The 22504-nt window shown below is 66.0% G+C and carries 24 protein-coding genes and 1 tRNA gene; 1 reads left to right on the forward strand and 24 read right to left on the reverse strand.

Features of this window, described 5'->3' with window-relative positions; genetic code table 11:
* Positions 1 to 70 precede the first annotated feature (70 nt).
* The 20 genes from D2V04_RS07075 to pyrH form a co-directional block, all read right to left on the reverse strand.
* Positions 71 to 2002: a potassium transporter Kup gene (locus tag D2V04_RS07075; protein ID WP_119512543.1), complete on the reverse strand. Its 1932-nt coding sequence runs from the start codon at positions 2000 to 2002 to the stop codon at positions 71 to 73.
* A 111-nt stretch (positions 2003 to 2113) separates the two neighbouring features.
* Positions 2114 to 2746: a tetratricopeptide repeat protein gene (locus tag D2V04_RS07080; RefSeq protein WP_119512544.1), complete on the reverse strand. Its 633-nt coding sequence runs from the start codon at positions 2744 to 2746 to the stop codon at positions 2114 to 2116.
* On the reverse strand, positions 2743 to 3138 hold the full coding sequence (locus D2V04_RS07085) for a cytochrome c-type biogenesis protein (RefSeq protein ID WP_182849696.1): 396 nt from the start codon (positions 3136 to 3138) through the stop codon (positions 2743 to 2745). Before D2V04_RS07085 ends, D2V04_RS07080 begins: the two co-directional genes overlap by 4 nt.
* A gap of 98 nt (positions 3139 to 3236) precedes the next feature.
* Positions 3237 to 3764, reverse strand: a complete 528-nt coding sequence (locus D2V04_RS07090) for a DsbE family thiol:disulfide interchange protein (protein WP_119512546.1) — start codon at positions 3762 to 3764, stop codon at positions 3237 to 3239.
* Positions 3764 to 5710 (reverse strand): heme lyase CcmF/NrfE family subunit, encoded by a 1947-nt coding sequence (locus D2V04_RS07095; RefSeq protein WP_119512547.1) that lies wholly within the window; start codon positions 5708 to 5710, stop codon positions 3764 to 3766. The genes D2V04_RS07090 and D2V04_RS07095 overlap by 1 nt, the downstream gene beginning before the upstream one ends.
* Positions 5707 to 6171 (reverse strand): cytochrome c maturation protein CcmE, encoded by a 465-nt coding sequence (gene ccmE / locus D2V04_RS07100; RefSeq protein ID WP_119512548.1) that lies wholly within the window; start codon positions 6169 to 6171, stop codon positions 5707 to 5709. The genes D2V04_RS07095 and ccmE overlap by 4 nt, the downstream gene beginning before the upstream one ends.
* Positions 6168 to 6308 carry a hypothetical protein gene (locus tag D2V04_RS17905; RefSeq protein ID WP_182849685.1) on the reverse strand — a complete coding sequence of 47 codons (141 nt, stop codon included), beginning with the start codon at positions 6306 to 6308 and terminating at the stop codon, positions 6168 to 6170. The genes ccmE and D2V04_RS17905 overlap by 4 nt, the downstream gene beginning before the upstream one ends.
* Positions 6308 to 7030, reverse strand: a complete 723-nt coding sequence (ccmC, locus tag D2V04_RS07105) for a heme ABC transporter permease CcmC (RefSeq protein WP_119512549.1) — start codon at positions 7028 to 7030, stop codon at positions 6308 to 6310. The genes D2V04_RS17905 and ccmC overlap by 1 nt, the downstream gene beginning before the upstream one ends.
* Before the next feature lie 94 nt (positions 7031 to 7124).
* On the reverse strand, positions 7125 to 8189 hold the full coding sequence (locus tag D2V04_RS07110; RefSeq protein ID WP_119512550.1) for a Leu/Phe/Val dehydrogenase: 1065 nt from the start codon (positions 8187 to 8189) through the stop codon (positions 7125 to 7127).
* A gap of 47 nt (positions 8190 to 8236) precedes the next feature.
* Positions 8237 to 8313 (reverse strand) — tRNA-His (locus D2V04_RS07115).
* Positions 8314 to 8663: 350 nt separating this feature from the next.
* On the reverse strand, positions 8664 to 8891 hold the full coding sequence (gene rpmE / locus D2V04_RS07120) for a 50S ribosomal protein L31 (protein WP_119512551.1): 228 nt from the start codon (positions 8889 to 8891) through the stop codon (positions 8664 to 8666).
* Positions 8892 to 9073: 182 nt separating this feature from the next.
* Positions 9074 to 9541 (reverse strand): 3-hydroxyacyl-ACP dehydratase FabZ, encoded by a 468-nt coding sequence (gene fabZ, locus D2V04_RS07125; RefSeq protein WP_119512552.1) that lies wholly within the window; start codon positions 9539 to 9541, stop codon positions 9074 to 9076.
* A 25-nt stretch (positions 9542 to 9566) separates the two neighbouring features.
* Entirely contained in the window at positions 9567 to 10244 is a 678-nt protein-coding gene (locus tag D2V04_RS07130; protein ID WP_119512553.1) for an OmpH family outer membrane protein, read from the reverse strand.
* Positions 10244 to 12958 carry an outer membrane protein assembly factor BamA gene (gene bamA / locus D2V04_RS07135; protein ID WP_119512640.1) on the reverse strand — a complete coding sequence of 905 codons (2715 nt, stop codon included), beginning with the start codon at positions 12956 to 12958 and terminating at the stop codon, positions 10244 to 10246. The genes D2V04_RS07130 and bamA overlap by 1 nt, the downstream gene beginning before the upstream one ends.
* Positions 12959 to 13114: 156 nt before the next feature.
* A complete protein-coding gene (gene rseP / locus D2V04_RS07140) occupies positions 13115 to 14254 on the reverse strand; it encodes an RIP metalloprotease RseP (protein ID WP_228766301.1) in 1140 nt (379 codons plus the stop codon).
* Positions 14247 to 15410 (reverse strand): 1-deoxy-D-xylulose-5-phosphate reductoisomerase, encoded by a 1164-nt coding sequence (dxr, locus tag D2V04_RS07145; protein WP_119512555.1) that lies wholly within the window; start codon positions 15408 to 15410, stop codon positions 14247 to 14249. The genes rseP and dxr overlap by 8 nt, the downstream gene beginning before the upstream one ends.
* Positions 15407 to 16135 carry a phosphatidate cytidylyltransferase gene (locus D2V04_RS07150; RefSeq protein ID WP_119512556.1) on the reverse strand — a complete coding sequence of 243 codons (729 nt, stop codon included), beginning with the start codon at positions 16133 to 16135 and terminating at the stop codon, positions 15407 to 15409. The genes dxr and D2V04_RS07150 overlap by 4 nt, the downstream gene beginning before the upstream one ends.
* A gap of 45 nt (positions 16136 to 16180) precedes the next feature.
* A complete protein-coding gene (uppS, locus tag D2V04_RS07155; RefSeq protein ID WP_119512557.1) occupies positions 16181 to 16867 on the reverse strand; it encodes a polyprenyl diphosphate synthase in 687 nt (228 codons plus the stop codon).
* Between the two features lie 161 nt (positions 16868 to 17028).
* Positions 17029 to 17586 carry a ribosome recycling factor gene (gene frr, locus D2V04_RS07160; RefSeq protein ID WP_119512558.1) on the reverse strand — a complete coding sequence of 186 codons (558 nt, stop codon included), beginning with the start codon at positions 17584 to 17586 and terminating at the stop codon, positions 17029 to 17031.
* Between the two features lie 3 nt (positions 17587 to 17589).
* Positions 17590 to 18312, reverse strand: a complete 723-nt coding sequence (gene pyrH, locus D2V04_RS07165) for a UMP kinase (protein WP_119512641.1) — start codon at positions 18310 to 18312, stop codon at positions 17590 to 17592.
* A gap of 83 nt (positions 18313 to 18395) precedes the next feature.
* Between pyrH and D2V04_RS07170 the strand changes: the two genes are divergently transcribed.
* Positions 18396 to 19247 (forward strand): metallophosphoesterase, encoded by an 852-nt coding sequence (locus D2V04_RS07170; RefSeq protein WP_228766302.1) that lies wholly within the window; start codon positions 18396 to 18398, stop codon positions 19245 to 19247.
* Between the two features lie 86 nt (positions 19248 to 19333).
* Here the strand turns inward: D2V04_RS07170 and tsf are convergent, their stop codons facing one another.
* The 4 genes from tsf to pssA all read right to left on the reverse strand — a co-directional run bounded on the left by tsf (position 19334) and on the right by pssA (position 22465).
* A complete protein-coding gene (tsf, locus tag D2V04_RS07175) occupies positions 19334 to 20260 on the reverse strand; it encodes a translation elongation factor Ts (RefSeq protein WP_119512559.1) in 927 nt (308 codons plus the stop codon).
* Positions 20261 to 20346: 86 nt separating this feature from the next.
* Entirely contained in the window at positions 20347 to 21111 is a 765-nt protein-coding gene (gene rpsB / locus D2V04_RS07180; RefSeq protein ID WP_119512560.1) for a 30S ribosomal protein S2, read from the reverse strand.
* A 339-nt stretch (positions 21112 to 21450) separates the two neighbouring features.
* Positions 21451 to 21609 carry a hypothetical protein gene (locus D2V04_RS17910; RefSeq protein ID WP_182849686.1) on the reverse strand — a complete coding sequence of 53 codons (159 nt, stop codon included), beginning with the start codon at positions 21607 to 21609 and terminating at the stop codon, positions 21451 to 21453.
* Positions 21610 to 21667: 58 nt separating this feature from the next.
* Entirely contained in the window at positions 21668 to 22465 is a 798-nt protein-coding gene (pssA, locus tag D2V04_RS07185; protein ID WP_119512643.1) for a CDP-diacylglycerol--serine O-phosphatidyltransferase, read from the reverse strand.
* Positions 22466 to 22504: the final 39 nt, after the last annotated feature.

The raw sequence follows: 22504 nt of genomic DNA on the forward strand, positions 1-22504 counted from the left end.
GTAGGTCTCCGACCAACAAGGCCATCCCAGTGAACTGGGAGACGGCGTATAGCCGGGCCGACTGCCGCCCTCAGATCTCGACCTGGCTGCCCAGCTCGACCACGCGGTTGGAAGGCAGGCGGAAGAACTCCATCGCGGTCGCGGCGTTGCGCAGCATCCACGAGAAGATCTTTTCGCGCCAGATCATCATGCTCGGGTTCTTCGAGGGCAGCAGCGTCTGGCGGCTGAGGAAGAAGCTCGTCTGCATCATGTCGAAGTCGCCGCCGCAGTGGTGGACCTTCTTGAGCGCCGCCGGCACGTCGGTCTCCTCCATGAACCCATAGCGCAGCACCATGCGGTAGAAGCCGTCGCCCAGATCGTCGAACTGGGTCCGGAACTCGGAATCGACGTAAGGCTCTTCCGCGATTTCGACGGTCAGGATCACCACGCGCTCGTGCAGCACCTTGTTGTGCTTGATGTTGTGGAGCAGTGCGGAGGGTACGCCAGCGGTCGCCGAGGCCATGAAGATCGCCGTGCCCGGCACGCGGATCGCGCTGTTCATCGCGGACTTGGCGAAGATCTCGATCGGCAGCGCCACCTCGCTCATCCGGTCGCGCATCAGCTTGCGTCCGCGCGCCCATGTGGTGAGGAAGGTGAAGGCGATCGCGCCCACCAGCAGCGGGAACCAGCCGCCGTCGGGCACCTTGGGCAAGTTCGCGCCGAAGAAGGCACCGTCGACGAGGAAGAACACAGCCGCGATCGGAATCGCCATCCAGAGCTTCCAACGCCAGACGGCGACGAACAGCACGGCCATGAGACAGGTGTCGATCAGCATCGCGCCGGTCACCGCGATGCCGTAGGCACTCGCAAGGTTCGAGGAGTTCTGGAAGGTCAGCACGAGCAGGATCACCGCGACCATCAACACCCAGTTGACAAACGGAATGTAGATCTGCCCGTGTTCGGTTTCGCTGGTGTGAAGGATCGACAGACGCGGCACGAAACCGAGCTGGATCGCCTGGTGCGTGACCGAGAACGCCCCCGATATGACTGCCTGACTGGCGATGAAGGTGGCACATGTGGCGAGGATCACCAGCGGCAAGCGATAGATCTCAGGCGCCATAAGGAAGAAGGGGTTGCGGATCGCGTCCGCCGCCGCGGCAGCCTCGAGATTGAGGATCATCGCCGCCTGGCCGAAATAGTTGAGGAGCAGGCACGGCATGACGAAACCGAACCAGCTCAATCGCAGCGCACCGCGACCGAAATGCCCCATGTCGGAATAAAGCGCTTCGGCCCCGGTTACCGCGAGCACGACCGAGCCCAGCGCGAGAAAACCGAGCAGCTTGTCGGTCATGAAGAACTGCACCGCATACCACGGGTTCAGCGCAACCAGGACACCCGGATTCTGCACGATATGTATCAGGCCAAGGATCGCGAGAACGGAGAAGTAGATGACCATCACCGGCGCGAAAAGCGTGCCTACTTTGGCCGTTCCGCGTCGCTGGAGGAGAAACAGCCCGATGAGAAGCACGAGCGCGATCGGGATGACGATCGGCTGGAGATCCTCCTCGACCGTGGTCAAGCCCTCGACGGCGGAAAGCACCGACACTGCCGGCGTGATCATACTGTCGCCATAGAACAGCGCCGTGGCGAAGACACCGAGCATCACGGCGATCCAGCCGTAACCGGTTCGTCCGATACGGCTCGATATGAGCGCCACGAGCGCAAGCGTGCCGCCCTGGCCCTTGTTGTCCGCCCGCATCAGAATGGTGACGTACTGGAGCGACACGATGATTGTCATCGCCCAGAAGATCAGGCTCATCACCCCCAACAGATGCAGGGTATCGAGCGCGAGCTTGTGAGGCCCGACAAAAGTTTCGCGAAAGGCATAGATCGGGCTGGTCCCGATATCGCCGAAGACGATCCCGACCGCGCCGACCGCCAGCGCCACTTTCGGACTCCCGCGGTTCCCTTGTGGATTACCGCCTTCCACCGGGCCGTCCCGATCCAAGGAAAGTTCGCTCATAGAAACGGCATTCCCATATGCATTCCGGCGCTGCCTTTGAATGCGGCCTAGTGCAGGGCGGCGGCGCTTAGCACCCTCCTTTCGCAGGTGCAACATGCACCGCGCGAGCGCCTACTGCGCCTCCACCGCGGCGATCAGCGCATCGAGCCTCTCCAGCCTCTCGCGCATCGACGGGACCCACTCGGCACCCTCCGGCGCATCGGCGATCGTTTGCGCCCACAAATCCCGCGTATCGTACGCGCGGCCCGCGCGCAGCAGGGCGAGCCCGTGGAAGTATGGGGCGGCTGGATGCCCGGGCGCGGCCTGCTCCGCGCGGGCATAGGCGTAAAGGGCTGCCGGCGTGAGATTTCCGTCCGCATGCTCCACCAGCGCGTTGCCGAGCGCGACCCACGCTTCGGCATGGCCGGGGTTTTCGCGCACGACGCCGCGCAGCATCTGCGCCGCGTCGGCATATTGTCCACGCCGCGCGAAGCCGTCGGAGACGAGGACGAAGTCGCTGGCCTGCATCGTGGAATCGAACATGGCGCGTCGCGCCTCGATCATAGCTGCGCTGGCCTCGCTCGCTTCCGGCACCGCCGCCTTGGGCGCCGCGGGCATGTCCAGGTTCGCCTGAAGGGCATAGCCCGCCAGTCCGAACAGCAGTGCCGCGCCGAAGGCTGCCCAGGCCGCACGCGGCAGGCGCAGCGCGAACGCCGCGATCAGGAACATTGCGCCCGCCAGCACGATTGCGGGAAGCCAGCTCATCGCACTCTCCGCAGGCGTCGCCACAAAATCGCCCCCGCCCCTGCAAGCAACAGCAGCGGAATCGCGAACAGCGGCCACGTGGCCTCGCTCACCACCGGCGCGTAGCTGACATAGTCGCCATAGCGCTCGACCAGCCAGGTGCGGATCGCCTCCGGCTCTTCACCCGCGGCGATCCGGGTGCGGACCTGATGGCGCATATCGCCGGCCATCGCGGCGTCGCTGTCGGCGATCGACTGGCTCTGGCATGTGAGACAGCGCAGCGTCTCCATCAGCGCTTGTGCTTCCGCTTCCTTCGCGGGATCCTCGAGCTGCCGATAGGCGTAAGGTGCGGGCGGAAGCGATTGCTGCGCAGTGAGAGGCTGCGCCATCAAGCCAAACAAAAACAACGTCATCCCAGCGAAAGCTGGGACCGTCATCCACAAGCTCCGAAGGCGCGGCACGCGACCCCAGTTTTCGCTGGGGCGACGGGTAAGGAGAAGGCGGGTCGGGCTCACTTCCCCGCCTCCCGCAGCTTCTCCAGCAGAAGCGGCACGTGCTCGGCGCGGATATCGCCGATGTGCTGGTAGCGGATCACCCCCTCGCCATCGATCACGAACGTCTCCGGCACGCCCGAGGACCCGATCGCGAGCTGGACCTGCGAGAGATCGTCCGCACCGATGCGTGCGTAAGGATTGCCGTGGCGCGCCAGGAAGGCCGCGACATCCTCCGGCCGATCGCGGATGGCGATGCCGACGATCTCGACGCCCTCCTGCTTCAACCGCTCGAGTTGCGGCGCCTCGGCGATGCATGGCAGGCACCAGCTCGCCCAGACATTCAGCAGGCGTGGCTTGCCGCCTTTGAGATCGGCCGTCGAGACACCAGACGTTCCCTCGGCCGCGGGGGGCAGCTCGAACTCGGGCAGCGGCTTGCCGACCATTGCGCTCGGCACGAGGTCGTCCTTCGGCTGCGTGAGCTGGTATGCCGCCACGCCGAGAAAACCAGCGAAAAGCAGCAAGGGAATCCACCACCACCAGCGCATCAGACCGCCTCCTCCGCGCGCCGCTCCGCGATCCGCGCACGAACTGCGCGGCGCCGAAGATCGTCGATCACCCGCCCGATCAGCGCGAGCGCGCCGCCCAGGGCCACCAGCATGCCGCCATACCAGATGAAGGTCACGAACGGCTTCCACCACAGGCGCAACTGCCAGCGTCCGGCGCCGGCATCGCTGCCGACCACGGCGTAGAGCTGACCATTCCAGCGCGTCGCCAGTGCGCTTTCCGTCGTTTCCTGTGGCGGCGCCCAGAAGCTGCGCGATTGCGGATCGAGTGCGATCGGATCGCCACCAGCATAGCTGGCCAGCAGGTGCCCTTCGATTGCCGTCCAGTTCGGGCCGGCTGCGGGCAGCACTTCGGAAAGCGTCACGTCCCACGGGCCCACTCGCGCCGTATCGCCGACGGCGATTGCGGCCAGCCGTTCCTCGGAAAAGGCGCTCTCGCTCGCCATGCCGAACAGCGCGACCGCGAGCCCGAAGTGCGCGATCACCATGCCCCACACCGCCAGCGGCACACGCGTGAGCCGCCGACCGCGCAGCGGCAGGAAACTGGCGACGGCGAGCCCGACCGCGAGCGCGAGGCCGAGCAGCGGCAGAACGCCCGCCTCCCCCAGCGCCAGCGCTGCGACGAGCGCCGCCAGCATGATCACAGCGATCAGGATCAGCGGGCGCTGAATGCGCCCAATCGAATCGCCGCGCCAACGCAGCAGTGGACCGACCGTCATTACCAGCAGCATGGGTACGACGAAGATCGCTCCCATCGGGTTGAAGTATGGTGGTCCCACCGACACGCGCACGTCGAAGGCCTCGGTCAGCAGCGGGTAGAGAGTGCCGAACAGCACGATGGCGAGGACCGCGCTCAGCATCACGTTGTTGAACACCAGCGCGCCCTCGCGGCTGGTGATGGAGAAGCGCTGCCCTTCGGTCACGGTACCCGCCCGCAGTGCGAACAGCGCCAGCGCCCCCCCGATATAGAGCGTCAGCAGCACGAGGATGAAGCTGCCGCGTTCGGGATCGACGGCAAAGGCGTGAACGCTGGTAAGGATGCCGGAGCGGACCAGGAACGTGCCGACCATGCTCATCGAGAAGGCAACGACGCCGAGCATGATCGTCCACGCCCGCAGCGCGTCGCGCGCGGCAAGAACGCTCGCCGAATGGAGCAGCGCGGTCGCCGCGAGCCACGGCATGAGCGAAGCGTTCTCGACCGGGTCCCAGAACCACCATCCGCCCCAGCCGAGCTCGTAATAGGCCCAGTAGGAACCGGCGGTAATGCCGAGGGTGAGGAACACCCAGGCGCCGAGCACCCAGGGGCGCATCACGCGCGCGAACTCGGGCGTCACCTGCCGTGTCAGCAGCGCGCCGACCGCGAAACTGAACGCCACCGAGAGCCCGACGTAGCCGAAGTAGAGCGTCGGCGGATGGAACGCGAGGCCGATGTCCTGCAGCAGCGGGTTGAGTCCAAGACCTTCGGCCGCAGGCTGCGGCAGCCGTTCGAACGGGTTCGAGCTGACGATCAGGAAGGCATAGAAGCCCAGCCCCACGAAGGCCTGCGCTGCCAGGGTGGCAAGCATGGTCTTCTCGGGCAGGCGCCGCTCGATCAGGGCGATCAGCGCGCCCGACAACGCCATGACGGCGACCCACAGCAGCATCGAACCTTCGTGGTTGCCCCATGCCCCGGCGAGCTTGAAGATCATCGGCTTGGCAGAATGTGAGTTGGCGGCGACGAGCTTCACCGACAGGTCGGTGATCGCGAACAGCCACAGCAGCATCACGAAGCCGATGGCGCAGGCGAGACCCTGGACCACCGCCGCCGGCCGCACCAGCGCCGCAACAGCCTCCCCGCCCGGTCGCAGCGCCCTCGTCCCGGCATAGAGCTGCAACGCCGCCAGCGCGGCCGCCAGCCACAGGGCAGCCAGGCCGAGTTCGGCAATCACGCGCCCTCCTCGGTCTCGGCGACGACTTCGCGCTTCTGGTGTTCGGTCATCTCTTGCAGCTCGCGCGGCACGTAGTTCTCGTCGTGTTTGGCGAGCAGGTTGTCGGCAAGGAACGTACCGTCCGGTCCGAGCCGCCCTTCGGCGACCACGCCCGAACCCTCGACGAACAGGTCGGGCAGGATCCCGGCGAACCGCACCGGCACCCGCGCCTTGCCGTCCCCGACGACGAAGGCGACAGTCACGCCATCGGGCAGCGTGCGAATCGAACCTTCCTCGACCATACCGCCAAGCCGCACCGCGCGGTCCGGCGCGGGCGGTTCGGCCACCATCTGCTCCGGCACGTAGAAATAGCTCGCCTGGCTGCGCAGCGCCCAGGCGGCGAGCAAGCCTGCAGCAACCAGCGCGACGAGCGCGATGACGACCAGTACGAGCCGCTGGTGCTTCGGTTTGAGCGTGCTCACTTGCGGCGCGCCTCCTCACGGCGGCGTTCGGCACGCTTCATGTCCCACCACGCCCAGACGACCAGCGCCAGCGTCGCCACGATCCCGACAGCATAGGCCGCGATCACGAAGTCCCATTGGTCGAGAGCCTCACGCATCAGGCAGCCTCGCTCGCCTTGCGCCGCAACCGCGCCTCAGCCTGGATGTCGCCGAGCAGCGCCCGCATCCGCGCAAGTACGATCCCGCCGAAGATCAGCGAGAAGCCGAGCACCGCGACGAGCAGCGGCACGAGAAACTCGGCGTCGATCGCGCTCTTGCCCGCAGTGATGCTGGGCGGCTGGTGGAGCGAGTTCCACCACACGACCGAGCGGTTGACGATCGGTATGTTGATCGCGCCGACGAGGCCGAAGATCGCCGGAATCCGGCTCGACCCGCCTTCGCGCGCGACCGCCTGCGCCAGCGCGATATAGCCGAAGTAGAGGAACAGCAGCACCAGCATCGAAGTGAGCCGCCCGTCCCACACCCACCAGGTGCCCCAGGTCGGCCGGCCCCAGATCGATCCGGTGACGAGACAAACCGCCGTGAACACCATCCCGGGCACCGCTGCCGCGCGCGCCGCGAGGTCCGCAAGCGGATGGCGCCAGACGAGATAGGCGGCGCTGGCGATCGCGATCGCGGTCCAGCCGCCCATGCCGAGCCAGGCGGTCGGGACGTGGAGGAACAGGATGCGCACCGTCTCGCCCATCAGCCGGTCGGGCGGCACCACGAACAGGCCCCAGGCCAGCGCAGCACCCGCAAGCACGAGCCCACCGATGAGCAGCAGCGGGGTCAACCAGCGCGCGAGCGACAGGAACCTCTTGGGATTGGCGAAGCCGTGCATCGATGACATCCGTACGCCCGGCGCAATGGCAGGCTGCGCCCGCCGGGGCAAGGGGTTCGAGCGCCCGAGGTCCGCGCGGGCGCGGGCGCTAACCTCAGCGCCCGATCAGCTTCTGCGCCATACGATCGGCGACCACGTCGGGAGAGACGCCACTCGCATCGCTTTCCTGCCATATCTCCTCGAGCCGCCCGGGAATCTGCGCGATGCGCTTGCGCACCTCGTTGATGTCGCACGGAGCACCGTCGCGGCGGGCGAGGTATTCCAGCGTGACGCTGATGATCCCGCCCGCGTTGATCACGTAGTCGGGCGCGTAGAGAATGCCGCGCTCGGCGAGTATCTGGCCATGATGCGCGCGGGCGAGCTGGTTGTTCGCCGCCCCGGCCACGATCGAGGCGTCGAGCCGGGCGATCCCTTCGTCGTCGAGAATGGCCCCCAGAGCATTGGGGCTGAACACATCGCACGAAACGCTCATGATTGCGTCAGGCGCGGCGGTTTCGGCGCCGAGTTCGTCCGCCAGCGCGGCGGCGCGGTCCATGTTGATGTCCGACAGCGTCAGCTTGGCGCCGTCCTTCGCCAGCAGGCGCGCGACGCCCCCGCCGACGCTGCCGGCGCCCTGAACCGCGACGTGGACGCCGCTCACTGAATCCTTGCCCAGCTTGTGGCGTACCGCGGCCTTGATGCCGTGATAAATGCCCATTGCGGTAAACGGACCCGGATCTCCGCCGGCGGTGCCCTCGCCCTCAACCGGCAGGCCGGTGACGTACTGCGTGCGCCGCGACACCGCGACCATGTCAGCCTCGCCGATGCCGACGTCTTCCGCGGTGACGTAGGCGCCGCCGAGCGCCTCGACCGCTTCGCCAAACGCTTCAAGCATCTCGGGCGTCTTGGTCCGATCCTTGTCGGCAAGGATCACGGCCTTGCCGCCGCCCATCGGCAGACCAGCCATGGCGTTCTTGTAGCTCATCCCGCGACTCAGCCGCAGCGCGTCGCGCATCGCGTCCTTCGGATCGGCATAGTGCCAGAAGCGCGTGCCGCCAGCGCCGGGGCCCAAGTGCGTGGAATGGAGCGCGATGATCGCGGTCAGTCCCGATGCGCGGTCGCGCACCAGTTGAACGAGTTCGTGATCGTCGTAGTCCGGTTCGGTCCAGAATGCCGTCATTTTAGGAAGAAGTCCCGCTGCCAACCGACGGCGAAGATTGGGGAAAATGGGGCGATCGACGGGATCCGAACCCGCGACCTCCGGTACCACAAACCGGCGCTCTAACCAACTGAGCTACGATCGCCACATGCCCCGGCCCGTTTATCGGACCTGCCGTGCAAGCGGGGCTGATACGCCCCTTCGCTGCGCGGTCAAGCCGCGAACGATGCGGGCGCGCGCCTGTTGCACAAGGATGCTCATTTGCAAAGCAAAAACTACTCTGACACCGCGCAAGCGCAAGATTCTTTCGCCGGCGCCGAAACACCTCGGAATCACCGTTGCCGGGACGGTTCGTGGAAAGCGAATCCCGGGCTGCATCGCTGTCCGGATCGGCCCACCACTCGTCAGCGACAGAGGCCGAAACGCAAGAAGGGCGGCCCGACCGGACCGCCCTCCCCGATTTTGTCAGAACGCCTGAGAAGGCAATCCCGAGCGTCAGCCCTTCTTGAGGGACAGCCCGCCGAAACGCTTGTTGAAGGCCGCGACACGGCCGCCTTCCTGAATCTGCTGCTTGCCGCCGGTCCAGGCCGGATGGCTGGTCGGATCGATGTCGAGCGTCAGCGTGTCGCCTTCGCTGCCCCAGGTGGAGCGCGTCTGGAACTCGGTCCCGTCGGTCATTTTGACGGTGATCGTGTGGTAATCGGGATGCGTGTCGGCCTTCATGGCGTCGTGTCCTTCTGCATGTGACCGGTTCCGACCGGCCGGCAATGTCGGGAAAGCGGCGCGCCTAATCGGGATTGCTTTGGAAAGCAACCCCGATCAGGGTTCCTGTTTGTCCTCAAGCGCCGGCGCTCGCATTCGCTCGCTTGGCTATCCTCGCACCCGCGGACGCGGGTGCCAACAAACTACGCTTCCGGCGGATCCGCGACCATCGCGGTAAATTCCGCCTCGCTCGTGGTCTTGCCATCCACGCTGGCGCGGCCCTTGAACTTGTAGACCCGGCTGCGCTTCTGGAGGAATTCGACTTCCAGATCGAGCAGGCAACCGGGCGTCACGGGCGCGCGGAACTTGGCGTTCTCGATGCCCATGAAATAGACGAGCTTGCCTGTGCCCGCGAGTTCGAGCGTCTCGATGCCGAGGATTGCAGCGGCCTGTGCCAGCGCCTCCACCTGCAGTACGCCGGGCATGATCGGCGCGCCGGGGAAGTGCCCCTGGAAGAAGTCCTCGTTGAAGCTCACCGCCTTTACCGCATGTATCCGCTCGCCGAGTTCGATCGACTTGACCCGATCGACCAGCAGGAGCGGATAACGGTGCGGCAGGGCCTTGAGCACCTTGCGGATGTCGTACGGCTGCGCGCCCGATTCCTCGCTCATCGCCCTGCCTTCTTCGTCTTTGGGATCAACGGCCGGTCGGCTGCTGCTGCGCCGGCTGTGCGCCCTGCGCTGCCTGCGCGGCGGCCTGCTGCTCGCGAATCTCGCGCGGCATCCAACCCTGCGGCGGCGTGATCTGCACGCTGGGCAGCAGCGTATTGAGTTCCGTCAGCACGTCCTGCGTGACGTTGTGCTGCGCGCCGGCGAAGATCACCTGACCCGACGTCGCGTCGAGAATCAGCGAGATGTTCTTCTTCTGCGCAGCGGCCTGCACCGCCTCGTCCAGGCGATCCTCGATCTGTTCCTGGGTATAGGCGCGGCTCAGGGAGACCGGCGCCAGGATCTGCTGCAATTCGCGCTGGCCCGACTGCTCGATCTGCTGGATCTGTGCAGCCTGCTGCTGCAGCGCCTGCTGGTCGGGGCTGGCGGCCTGACGGTCCGTATTGAACTTCTGCACCATCGGCGTGAGCTGCGCTTCGAGCTGCTGGCGGCGCGCTTCGGCCTGGTCGATCTGCGCCTTGTAGGTCGTCTGGCGCTGCTGCTCGGCCGTCTTGTAGGCGTTGGAATTGGCGATCACGGCCGGAAGGCTGACGACGCCGACGCCGCGTGCGTCCTGCGCCATGGCCGGCGTAGCGAGAATCATCGGGGCCGAAGCCGCCGTGAGCATGAGACCGGCCGCGAAGACCGGCTTGAGAAGGTTCTTCATCAGAATTGGGTTCCTACATTGAAAGTGAAGGTCTTCGTGTCGTCGCCCGGCTCTTTCTTGAGCACATGGGCGAAGTCGATGCGGAACGGCCCGAAGGGCGAGTTCCAGTTCACGCCGATGCCGACCGAGATGCGCGGGCTGGCGGTGTCGCCCAGGAAGACCTCCTGGAACGGGTTCGCCACCCGATACATCGCCGGATCGTTCGGGTTGCCCGCGGCATCCGTCGGATCTGTGGTCGTCTTCGTCGCGTCGGTCGGATCGATGTAGAGGGGATTGCCCTCGCTATCGCGGTACTGGCGCTGGATACCGTCGGGGAATGGCGAGCTTTGCAGCACGGGCTTGGTCACGTTAAACAACGCGCCGACATCCATGAAGATCGAGGGCCGCAGGCCCATCTCGCGCGCGCCCGAGCCAAGTGGAATCTCGAGTTCGGCACGGCCCAGATAGTAGGCATTGCCCCCAAGCGCGTCGTCGCCGACCTGATCGCGATCTGTGATCACGACGGGGTTGCCGTCTTCATCCTCGCGAATCGGCTGACGCAGCACGCGCGGGCCGACGCCGCGGATATCGAAGCCGCGGAACTGCGGTTCGCCCAGGAAAAACCGATCGGTCAGCCGTACGTCGTCGACGCCCGGGCCGCGATCTTCGAGACCCTTGATCAGGCCTCCCTCGCCCTGCAGCGAGAAGATGAAACCGCCGAATACCGGCCAATACTTCGCACCCTTCGCGCGCAGGCGCAGATACTTCACCGATCCGCCCAGGCCGGCATATTGAGTGCTTAGCGACAGCGATTCGCCGCGCGTTGGCCGGTAGTTGTTGTTGAGGTTGTTATAAGCGATCGTCAGGCCGACAATGGAGCTGGTCCGCTTGCCGACGGCTTCGCACAGATAGCGGCCCGCCAGAACGGGGTCGCACTCGGTCACGCCATCACCGTCGATGTCGCTGTAGTAGGTGAACTCGTCGAGCGAGACGTTGTCGTAATTGAGCGTGTAGCTGCCGATCGCCGAGATGTACTCGGTCAGCGGCACGCCGGCACGAACTTCGAAACCGGTGGTCGACTGTTCGAACGTGCGATTGCGGTCGTTGTTGAGGAAGTTGAAGCTGTTGTAATCCTTGCGGTAGATGTCCACACCCATCGAGATGTTGCGGTCGAACACATACGGCTCGGAGAAGCTCAGCGCGGCGGACCGCGAGTAGCGCGACCAGTTGACCGACGCGCCGACCGTCTGGCCGCGGCCGCGGAAGTTGCGCTGACGGATCGAGCCGGCGAGGATGAAGTTTTCGATCGACGAGAAGCCGGCCGAAAGCTGCAACTCGCCGGTCGGCTGCTCCTCCACGTTCGCTTCGAGGATGATGCGATCGGGGGCGCTGCCCTCCTTCTGCTCGATCTCGAAGTTTTCCTGGAAGTATCCGAGCGAGTTGATGCGGTTGCTCGAGCGCTTGACCTGGAGCGAGTTGAACGCGTCGCCCTCGGCCACGCGGAATTCGCGGCGGACGACCTTGTCCTGCGTCAGCGTGTTGCCGTTCACGTCGACCCGCTCGACATAGACGCGCGGCGCCTCGCGCAGGACGAACGTCACGTCCATCGTGAGGTCTTCCTGGTTGCGGACGAACTGCGGCTGCGCATCGGCGAAGGCGTAGCCGAAGGTGCCGGCAAGTTCGTTCAGCTGCTCGACAGTGTCCTCGACCAGCTTGGCGTTGTACCAGTCGCCGGTCTTCATCGGCAGGTTCTGCGTCATCCGCTCGCTGTCGAAATCGCGGATCTGGCTGTCGACGGTCACATCGCCGAACTTGTAGCGCTCGCCCTCCTCGAGGACGTAGGTGATGATGAAGTCTTCCTTGTCCGGCGTCAGCTCGGCCACGGCGGATACGACGCGGAAGTCGGCGTAGCCTTCGGTCAGGTAGAACTGGCGCAGCTTCTGCTGGTCGAATGCCAGTCGGTCGGGGTCGTAGCTGGTGTTCGAGCTGAAGAAACGGAAGAAGCGCGCTTCTTTGGTGACCATCTCGCCCTTGAGCTCGCCGTCGTCGAACTCCTCGTTGCCGAGGATGTTGATCTGGCGAACCTTCGACTTGGGCCCCTCGCTGATCTCGAATACGACGTCGACGCGGTTCTGGCTGAGCTCGACCGTCTTCGGTTCGACCGAGGCGGCGAAACGGCCCTGGCGCTTGTAGAGCTCGATGATGCGCGCAGTGTCGGCGCGCACTTTGGAACGGGTGAAGATCTGGCGCGGCGCGAGGCGGATTTCAGGCAGGATCTTGTCGTTCTTGATCCGCTTGTTGCCCTCCAGGATGATGCGGTTGATCACCGGGTTCTCGGTAACCTCGATCACCACGTTGCCGCCGTCGTTGCGGACGCTGGCTTCGGAGAACAGCTCGGTCGCGTAGAGATCCTTCAGCGCCTGGTCGGCGAGCGCCTGGGTGTAGGTATCCCCGGCGCGCATCTGGATGTACGACAGGATCGTCGCGGGTTCGAGCCGCTGTGCACCGACCACGGTGATCGAGCGGATCGTCTGGCCCTGCGGTGCTGCGACAGGCGCGGGCTGCGCGGCAGGCTGCTGCGGAGTGGGCTGCGGCACCTGAGCGGCAGGCGCCTCTTGCTCCTGTGCCAGCAGCGGCGCAGGAACGCCGGCCAGCATAGTGCCGCAGAGCAGGGCCAGCGCGAAGCCGGTGCCGGTCTTGCCGAATGCGCCGGCGGCTTTCTCGCGTTCAATCATCGACACGGCGATCCCGTCCAATCCTTACCAAATGCACCATCTGGGCCGCTGCCCAAGCATCGGAGCGACAGCGAATGCCGCCCTTGCCCGATGCGATGCCCCCAATCAAGCAAAGGAAGGAACCATTCCCCCGCGCTTTTTCGCCCCCCGGACCGGTCAGCTCCCGAATATCGGCAGCGAAACCAGATCGTTGATCGTGACGAACACCATCAGCGCGAGCACCACGGCAACACCGGTGCGGAACGCCAATTCCTGTCCGCGCGGGCCGACCGGCTTCCGGCGGACAGCCTCTGCCGCGTAGAAAGCCAGATGGCCGCCGTCGAGCGCCGGAATTGGCAAGAGGTTGATGAATGCCAAATTAAGCGAGATCAGCGCGATGAAGTTAATAAAGGCGAGCGGACCGAGGCTGAGTTGCTCGCCCGAATACTTGGCGATCTTGATCGGTCCGCCGAGTTCGCGGACCGAGCGATCGCCGGAGACGATCTGCTTCACGCCGGTCACCATCATGTGCGCGATGCCGATGCTGTGATCCACGGCCATGCCGGTAGCAGCTATCGGACCCTGCCGTTCGAATTCGAACTCCGCCTGCGCCGGGCGGATTCCGAGCAGTCCGATCTTTGAAGTATTGCCGAACCCGTCGGTCACCTCGTGGCTGTCGGCAGTCACCGTGATCGGCATGTTCTGCCCGTCGCGGTCGACCACGATCTCGAACGTACGCCCCGGATAGAGCATCACAGCGCTCTGGATGTCGCGGAAATCGTGCATCCGCTCGCCGTCGATCGAAACAATGCGGTCGCCGACCTCGAAGCCTGCCTCTTCCGCGGCCGAACCTTCGGAGAACCCGGCAACCGTGAGCTGCCGGTCGGTTTCGACCGGCACCGGCTCGCCCACAACCATGAAGAACGCGGCGAAGATCGCCAGCGCGACCAGGATGTTGGTCGCGGGGCCCGCGATCACGATCAGTGCGCGCTGCCATAGCGGCTTGAAGTGAAACGAACCCGCCCGCTCCTCTTCGGGAATCGCGGCAATCTTGTCCGGGTCGGGAATGCTCGCGGGGTTCATGTCGCCCTTGAACTGGACGTAGCCGCCGAGCGGCAGTGCGGAGAGCTTCCAGCGCGTGCCGTGGCGGTCGGTCCGGCCAGCAAGCTCCCTGCCGAAGCCGATCGAGAACGCCTCCGCCTGAACGCCGAACAGGCGCCCGACGAGGTAGTGACCGAACTCGTGAATCGTGATCAGCGGCCCCAGCACCAGCAGGAAGCCAACGATGTACATCCAGAATGAAGGCGAATCAGCCAATTGGCATAGTCTCCAGCAGCTCGCGAGCCCGACTGCGCGCCTCGGCATCCACACCGAGAACGTCGTCCAGGCTCGAAGGTGCCATGGGGGTATAACGTTCGAGAGTTTGCTCGACCACTAACGCGATCCGCGTGAACGGCATCTGACCGGCGAGGAATGCGGCAACCGCGACCTCGTTTGCTGCGTTGAGCACGGCCGGCGCCGCGCCGCCCGCATGCGCGGCCTCGCGGGCCAGCCGGGTCGCAGGGAAGCGCACCTCGTCGAGCGCCTCGAAAGTCAGCGAACCGAGCGCCGCAAGATCGAGCGGCGCGCAAGGCGTGTCCATCCGTTCCGGATATGCGAGGCACGAGGCGATCGGGACCCGCATGTCCGAAGGGCCGAGCTGCGCCAGGGTCGAACCGTCGCGGTACTCGACCATCGAATGCACCACGCTCTGCGGATGGACGACGATCCGCAGCGCCTCGAGCCCGACGGGGAACAAGTGATGCGCCTCGATGAATTCGAGCCCCTTGTTCATCATCGTCGCCGAATCGACACTGATCTTGGCGCCCATGCTCCAGTTCGGATGCGCCACGGCCTGTGCGGGCGTCGCGCCGGCGAGCTGTTCCGCCGTCCAGGTACGCAAGGGGCCGCCGCTGGCGGTCAGCGTGATCGTGCGCACGTCCTCGATCCTGCCGCCCTGCAGGCACTGGAAGATCGCGTTGTGCTCCGAATCGACGGGCAGCAGGGTCGCGCCGTGCTCGGCAACGGCCGCGGTCATGACGTCGCCGGCCGAGACGAGCGCCTCCTTGTTCGCCAGCGCGATCGCGCCGCCGCGACGGATTGCCGTCATCGTCGGGCGAAGCCCGGCGCAACCCACGATCGCCGCGACCGTCAGGTCCACCGGCCGCGAGGCGGCCTCGCACAGCGCCGACGATCCCCCCTCAGCCGCAATGCCCGATCCCGAGAGCGCCTCGCGCAGATCGCCGAGGCATGCCTCGTCGCCGACCACCGCGAGCTCCGCGTCGAACTCGCGTGCGAGCGCCGCGAGTTCACGCGCGCTGCAATTGGCGGTCAGCGCCACCACCCGCCAATCGCCGCGGTTGCGGCGCACGAGGTCCAGCGTCGAAGCCCCGACCGAGCCGGTCGCGCCGAGAATGGAAATCGAGCGGGTCAATTGACGACGCTCGCGGCAAGCACGCCGACTGCGATGGCGACCGGCAGGAGCCCGTCGATGCGGTCGAACACGCCGCCGTGCCCCGGAATGAGGTGCGAGCTGTCCTTCACGCCCGCGCGCCGTTTGAGCCAGCTCTCGAAGAAATCGCCGGCCTGCGCCAGAACCGCAAGCCCCGCGCCCAGCAGCGCGGCGCCGCCGAGGTTCTGCGCATCGAGGGCCAGGCCGAGTTCGAACCGCGGCCCCAGCCACGAGACGCTCGAATCGATCGCGACCACCCACAGCACGACCCACAGGGCCGAGGCAGCCATGCCGCCCAGCAGCCCGGCCCAGGTCTTCGACGGGCTCACGCGCGGCGCGATCTTCGGTCCGCCGATGACGCGGCCGGTGAAGTAGGCACCGGTGTCGGTGAAGATCGTGACGCCCAGCACGAGCACGATCAGGAAGTCCGCCGCACCGCTCAGAATACCGGCGGCCAGGCCGATGTAGAGCGCACCCGCAATCAGGGCAGCGAGCCGGTAGGGCACGTTCGCCGTCGCACGGGAGACCAGCACCACGAACTCCGCGAAGCAGACCAGCGCGACGATACCGACGAACAGGTCAAACACCCGCCCGCCCTGCCAGAACGCGGCGCCGGCGACGGCCAGCATGACCACCGCCGAGGCCAGGCGAACCGGCAGGTCCGCGCTGCGCGTCTTCAGCGGAACGGGCTCGCTCTCACCGGTCATCGCTCTCCTCGCTCGTCTGATGCAACGCTGAGGGGGAGGAAAGGGTCATCGCCCGCCATATCGGCGCTCCCTCCGCGCGAATTCGTCCAGCGCGTTCCGCAAGTGCTCGGGCGTGAAGTCGGGCCATAGCGTATCGACGAAGATCATCTCGGCATAGGCCGCCTGCCACAGCAGGAAGTTCGACAGCCGCACCTCCCCGCTCGTGCGGATCAGCAGGTCGAGCGGCGGCAGGTCGGCGGTGTCGAGGTGCTTGGCGATCGTTTCGGCCGTGATCTGGCCTTCGGCCGCCGCCTTCCCCGCGGCGCGCGCGATTTCCTGCTGCGAGCCGTAGTTGAGCGCGACGGCCAGCGTGCGCGCACCTCCGCTGGTCTTCTCCAGCGCATCTTCGAGCATCTCGACGATATCGGGCGCAAGCCCCTGCCAATCACCGATAATCTTGAGCTTGACGTCGTTGGCGATAAACTCCGGCAGGTCCGATTTCACGAACTTGCGCATTAGGTTCATCAGGTCGTCGACCTCTTCGCCCGGGCGCTTCCAGTTCTCGGAACTGAAGGCGTAGAGCGTCAGGCATTCGATGCCGGTTTCGGAGAGGCTGCGCACCAGTGTGCGCACGGCCTCCACGCCGCGCTGGTGCCCCAGCGCGCGCGGCAGGTGCCGGCGCTTCGCCCAGCGGCCGTTGCCGTCCATGATCACGGCGACATGGCGGGCCTGTGCGGCTACGCCGTCAGCCATTTCCACCCTCCTCGTCGCACGAAGGAGCCAACGAGTGACGGCACGGCGCGGAGCGGCGGGTGCGGCATCCGCACCACTCCGCTCCGGCCAGGCTCACTTTCGGTTTGCCAAGTCTCACTGCCCTTCCTCTGAAGAGAAGGGGATAGGCCGCCCGATCCCGCTCACTGGGTCAGGATTTCCTTCTCCTTCTGCGCAGCGGCGGCATCGGCGTCGGCGACGTACTTGTCGGTCAGCTTCTGCACTTCGTCCTCGCCGCGCTTGCGCTCGTCCTCGGAGATTTCCTTCTTCTTCTCGTCTTCCTTGAGCGCTTCCATGCCGTCGCGGCGCACGTTGCGGATCGCGATCTTGGCGTTTTCCGCATACTTGCCGGCGATCTTGGCCAGTTCGCGGCGGCGCTCTTCCGTCAGATCGGGCATGGGCAGGCGGATCGTCTGCCCGTCGGTCATCGGGTTGAGGCCGAGGTTCGCGTGCGCGATCCCCTTCTCCACCGCCGTCACGTTGGCCTTGTCCCACACCTGCACGGCCAGCATGCGCGGTTCGGGCGCGTTGACCGTGGCCACCTGGTTCAGCGGCATCATCGCGCCATAGACCTCGACCTGCACCGGATCGAGCAGGCTGGTGTTGGCGCGGCCTGTGCGCAAGCCCGAAAGATCGCTCTTCAGGCTTTCCACCGCGCCCTGCATCCTGCGCTCGATGTCGCTCTTGTCGTACTTCGCCATTTGTCAGGCTTCCTCTTTCACTACCGTGCGGACGCCGTCGCCGGCGAGCACCCGCGCCAGATTGCCCTTTTCGCGGATCGAGAAGACCACGATCGGGATCCCGTTGTCGCGGCACAGCGCCACGGCGGAAGCGTCCATCACCTTGAGATTGTTTGCCAGAACCTTGTCGTAACTGACCGTATCAAAACGTTTTGCTGAAGCATTCGTCTTCGGGTCCGCGTCGTAAATTCCATCCACACTGGTGCCCTTGAACAGAGCATCGCAGCGCATTTCGGCAGCGCGCAGCGCGGCGCCGCTGTCGGTGGTGAAGTAGGGTGCGCCGACGCCGGCCGCGAAGATCACCACCCTGCCCTTTTCCAGATGCCGTTCGGCCCGCCGACGGATCACCGGTTCGCACACCTTGTCCATCTCGATCGCGGATTGCACGCGGGTCGGGACGCCGAGTTGTTCGAGCGCGCTCTGCATCGCCAGCGCGTTCATCACCGTCGCCAGCATGCCCATGTAGTCGGCCTGCGCGCGGTCCATGCCCTGCGCCGCACCGGCCATCCCGCGGAAGATGTTGCCGCCGCCGATCACCAGACACAGTTCAAGCCCGGTATCCTTGGCCGCCTTCACTTCCTGCGCCAGTTCGGAGACGAAGGCGGGATCGATGCCGAACTGCTGATCCCCCATCAGCACCTCGCCCGAAAGCTTGAGCAGTATGCGCTTGTATTTGGGGGATGGCATGGGCGATGGGGTTTCCGGATTCACTTGCGGGTTGCCGGCGTCCTTAGCCGCCTCGCCCCCCGTGCGCAAAGGGAAAGCCGGTGATGGGAAGAGGATCGCGGTGGCGCACGCTGCGCTGGGTGTTCGTGGTGCTGCTGGCCGCAGCGGCGGCGCTGGCTGCGAAGGCATGGAGCGACACGGCCGCCGAGCCCGAAATCATGCGCCTCACCGCCCGGCTCGACGGCTTGCCCGCCGGCACACCGCCGATGCGTCTGCTGCTGCTTTCGGACATTCACGTCTCAGGCCCCGACATGCCGCCCGAACGGCTTGCGCGGATCGTCGAGCAGGCGAACCGGCTCCAGCCCGACGTGGTGTTGATTGCAGGCGATTTCGTCAGCGAGAAACGCACGGCGACCCGGCTCTATTCGGCGGCGGAGGCGATCGCCCCGCTCGCCGCGCTGAAGGCGCCGCTCGGCAAGATCGCAGTGCCCGGCAATCACGATCACTGGTTCGGCGTGGCAGCCGTCCGCCGCGAGCTGGAGCGGGCCGGGTTCACTGTGCTTGCCAACGCGGCCGTGCGCGCCGGTCCGCTCGCGATCGGCGGGATCGACGACGATTATACCGGCCATGCCGATCCATCCGCGGCGCTCGCGGCGGTGGACCGGCTCGGTGGCGGCCGGGTCCTGCTCAGTCACAGCCCCGATCCCTTCCCCGACCTGCCGGCCGGTTTCGGGCTCATGCTCGCGGGGCACACCCATTGCGGGCAGATCCGCTATCCCTGGGGCGGCTCGCCAGCAACGATGTCGGCCTATGGCGACCGCTACGCCTGCGGCACGGTGCGCGAGAACGGGAACCTGCTCGTCACGACCGCGGGTCTTGGCACCAGTGTGCTCCCGTTCCGCCTGTTCTCCCGGCCCGAGATGTGGCTGATAGAAGTCGTCCCGGCGGGCCGCTGAAAGCCTGCAAGTGGGTGCGGCGCATACGAAAACGGCCGCCGAACCGAAGTCCGGCGGCCGCGCATTTCGCTCGCTTGTGCGGCCGGTCAGCCGGCGACGGCGGCGGCAACCTCGGCTGCGAAGTCGCTCTCTTCCTTCTCGATGCCTTCGCCGAGCTGGAAGCGGACATAGTCCTTGAGCACGATCTCGCTGCCCGCGTCCTTGCCGGCCTTAGCGACGACGTCAGAGATCGGGGTCTTGTTGTCCATTACGAAGAGCTGGCTGAGCAGCGCGTTTTCCTTGGCGAACTTCTTCACCGCGCCTTCGACCATCTTCGCCTGCACTTCGGCCGGCTTGCCGCTCTCGGCCGCCTTCTCCGCAGCGACCTTGCGCTCGCGCTCGATCACGTCGGCGTCGAGGCCGTCGGCGTCGAGCGCCTGCGGGAACGCGGCGGCGATGTGCATGGCAAGCTGCTTGCCGAGCGTCTCGAGCGTAGCGGCATCGGCCTCGCTCTCGAGGGCGACGAGCACGCCGATCTTGCCGAGATTCGGCGCAGCGGCGTTGTGCACGTAAGGCACGACCACGCCGTTGGCGACCGAGACGGTCTTCATACGGCGGAGCTGCTGGTTCTCGCCGATCGTCGCGACGTTGTCGGTCAGCTTGTCGGTCACGGTGCCGCCGTCGGGATAGGCGGCCGCCTTCAGCGTCTCGATATCGTCACCCTCGACGCCGAGCGCGACTTCGGTCGCCTTGCGCACGAAGTCCTGGAACTTGTCGTTCTTGGCGACGAAGTCGGTTTCCGAGTTGACCTCGACCGCGACGCCGCGGGTGCCTTCGACGGCGACGCCGACGAGACCCTCGGCCGCCGTGCGGCTCGACTTCTTCTGGGCGGTGGCGAGGCCCTTGGCGCGCAGCGCGTCGACGGCGGCTTCGATGTCGCCGCCGGTTTCCTCGAGCGCCTTCTTGGCGTCCATCATGCCCGCGCCGGTCTTCTCGCGCAGGGCCTTCACGTCAGCGGCGGTGAATGCAGCCATTGTCGTTTCCTTTGATAATCTGTGGACGCCGGGCCCGTGTTCCGGCCCGGCGCACTAGGTCGTGTTTGTGACGGCCGTATGGAAGCTCAGGCGGCCGCTTCGGAAGCCGCGGCCTCTGCCGGCGGCACGTCCATCGCACCGACGTCGTCACCCGAATCGGCCACCTTGCCGCCGCGGCCGGCGAGCGCAGCGTCGCGCACGGCGTCGCAGTAGAGACGCACGGCACGGCTGGCATCGTCGTTGCCCGGCACCGGGAAGGCAATGCCGCTCGGATCGACATTGGTATCGAGCACCGCGATGACCGGGATGCCGAGCACGTTGGCTTCCTTGATCGCCAGGTCTTCCTTGTTCGCGTCGATCACGAACATGACATCGGGAATGCCGCCCATGTCGCGAATGCCGCCCAGCGAGAGCTCGAGCTTGTCACGCTCGCGGGTGAGCTGGAGGACTTCCTTCTTGGTGAAGCCCGACGTGTCGCCCGAAAGCTGCTCTTCCAGCGTCTTGAGGCGCTTGATCGAGCCCGAGATCGTCTTCCAGTTGGTGAGCATACCGCCCAGCCAGCGGTGATTGACGAAGTGCTGGCCCGCCGCGCGGGCGGCTTCGGCGATCGGCTCCTGCGCCTGACGCTTGGTGCCGACGAACAGCACCTTGCCGCCCGAACGCACGGTCGATTCGATGAAGTCGAGCGCGCGCGAGAACAGCGGCACGGTCTGCGACAGGTCGATGATGTGGACACCGTTGCGCGCGCCGAAGATGTACGGCTTCATGCGCGGGTTCCAGCGGTGGGTCTGGTGGCCGAAGTGAGCGCCGGCCTCGATCAATTGCTGCATGGTGACGGTAGAAGCCGCCATAGGTATTTCCTTTCCGGTTGAGCCTCTGGAGAGCTGGAACCCGTGCGGAGATCCCGCGGCAGGCACCGGTATGTGGCGCTCTCCATGTGGATTTGCGTGAGAGAAACCGGACAAACAGAGGTCCGGAATCGCCCCGCGGGCGCGCCCTTACCCGGGATCGCAGGAAGAATCCACCCTCGATTCGCCGCGTGAATTGCGGACCCGAGCGCAATAGCGCTTGACATGTAGGAACAAATGGGGAACATTAGCCCCTGTCGCCCGGAACGAGTCGTGCGACGCACTGGTTATCCACAGCGAACCCACAGTCTGTCAACAGCCACGGGATCGCATTCGCAAGGATCAGAAATCATGCTCGGCGTCACTCTGTTTGCACTGTTTCTGTCCGCCACCGTGGGTGCAGCCGTAGTGCTGGCGGACAGCTTCATTCGCGGTCGGGAAGCGTTCGCGCGTCTCCGCCGGGAAATGGCGCAGGCCGAACAGTCCGTCAGCCGCGTCCATACCGTGATCGTGAATGTGCCGGAGAACGAGCCGCTCCCCGCGTGGCGCCCTCGCCCGATCAGTCGAGCAGGTGGTCGTCCGCAGCGGCAGGTGCCGGCCCGGATGCAGGCGCCGCTGCCCGCGGCCGCCTGACCCGCGAATAGCGCACCAGCGCGTAAGGCATCATCGCGAGATAGCCGACGCAGATCGCGACCAGCGTCCACCAGGGCTCGAGTAGCAAGGCGGCGAAGAGGATTCCGACCCCGGCGATCAGTTCCAGCCTGACGTTGCGCCGCGGTCGGATCGAGGTCCAGCTCAGCGTCGCGATGTTGGAAATCATCAGGAAGGCGATCGCCACCATCCAGATCGCGCAAGCCACGGGCTCGCGAAAGCCCTCCCACCCGGTCGCCATCCATAGATAGAACGGCAGGAACGCCAGCCCCGCCCCCACCGGCGCGGGAACGCCGGTAAGGAAGCCGGCCGACTTGTGCGGCTGCTCGTCCACATCGATCTGGGCGTTGAACCGCGCCAGGCGCAGCGCACAACAGATCGCGAAGGCGAGCGCGGCGAACCAGCCCAGCCGCGGCAGATCCTGCAAGGTCCAGAGGTAGAAGATCAGCGCCGGCGCGACGCCGAAGGAAAGTGAGTCGGCCAAGCTGTCCAGTTCGGCACCGAATCGCGATTGGGCCTTGAGCAGCCTGGCGATCCGTCCGTCGATCCCGTCGAGCACGCCGGCGAGGATGACCGCCACGATCGCAAGCCGCCAGTTATCCGAGATCGCAAAACGGATCCCGGTCAGGCCCGAGCAAAGCGCAGCAGCGGTGATCGCGTTGGGCAATACCGCACGCAGCGAAAGGCCCCGCACGCCGCGGGCCATGGGTATTTCGTCTTCCGCTGCCTTGGGGCCGATGCGCGG

Origin of the sequence: Pelagerythrobacter aerophilus (assembly GCF_003581645.1) — a bacterium.
Lineage (GTDB): Bacteria > Pseudomonadota > Alphaproteobacteria > Sphingomonadales > Sphingomonadaceae > Pelagerythrobacter > Pelagerythrobacter aerophilus.